At 51.6% G+C, this 1,108-nt stretch carries 1 protein-coding gene; it reads left to right on the forward strand.

What is annotated here, in order from left to right:
- Positions 1-201: hypothetical protein (locus tag AB4Z11_RS32320; protein WP_442030358.1), on the forward strand; the 201-nt coding region annotated here is incomplete at its 5' end.
- Positions 202-1,108 lie beyond the last annotated feature (907 nt).

A 1,108-nucleotide genomic window follows, 5' to 3' on the forward strand; every position in this document is an offset into this window, starting at 1 on the left:
GACCCTAAAGTTCGCTATGCCGTTGCAGTAAAACGGAAGCTCAGCTCAGAACTATTTGATCGTCTTGCACGTGACCCGGACGAAACTGTTCGCGCCGCAATCGCGCATAACGCAAAGGTTCCAATTGAAGTGCTCAGATTACTCGCAAAAGATGATTCCTCTTTAGTGTCGTCTGTTGCGTTAGCCCGAGTTGCCTCTTAACGGCCAAGGGCAGCCACACGAATTTTCTGGAACGACCATGACTTTTAATGCTCTACCACTCCACAATGCTACGTTATCGGCTATTTACGTCAGTTGGAAGGCGGAACGGTGCGATATTCGATTACTGCCTGTCGGCATGCCGCCTCATCTTTTGGTGTTTGAAGGATTCACCAGCATCGAACTTCCCAGGCGCGAAAGCTAGGGGCCGTCTTCATCGGTCAATTCAGTAAAAGAGATGGATGGGCAATTTCAAATCGAGCTGCAATCTGGCGATACGATTCGCGTCGAAGCTCCCCATTGGGCATTTCGTCAAGAAAACATGTAAAGGTAACTGACGGCCAAGAGCAGAGCTTAGACTAGAACTTTTTGACTGAACAATATGCGTTTTTGGATCGTTCTCGGCTTAGCGTTTGTTAGCACAGCCGCGCCGGCTAGCCCATGGCCTGTAGAAGCGTCAGTAGCTTACGTAGAAGAGCTTTCGCTAGCCTGCGCAAAGGCAGACCCCGGGTCAGCATCGATGTACGAGGCAAAGAAGAATTTCTTATTTTCTGAGGATCTTGGCCGGGTCAAGCAAGCGCAATCTGTACAGGCGTACCCCGACATGAGAAAGTGGGCGCACGACACAATACAAAACGCTACTTACAAAGAGATAGCAGAAGAGTGCCGTTCGTTTCTTGCCCATTCGGATCTAGCGCTCAAACAGGCCGACCCTGACAACAAGCGAGAACCGGCTCCGGCCAAGTAAACCTAAAGGGTCCGCAATGGGGCCAGGCCGTGTGAAAACGCGGCTGGATGCTACCGGTGCTGCAGTCGGCGAGACGAGTCGAACCGATTGAAGACGCGTCGAAGAAGAAAGGGCTTACAGCCCGATCAAGGCTGTTCTCAGCCCGTTAGTTCCCAGGATGCG

Origin of the sequence: Pseudoduganella sp. RAF53_2 (assembly GCF_052113985.1) — a bacterium.
In the GTDB taxonomy this organism is placed as follows: Bacteria; Pseudomonadota; Gammaproteobacteria; order Burkholderiales; family Burkholderiaceae_D; genus Rugamonas.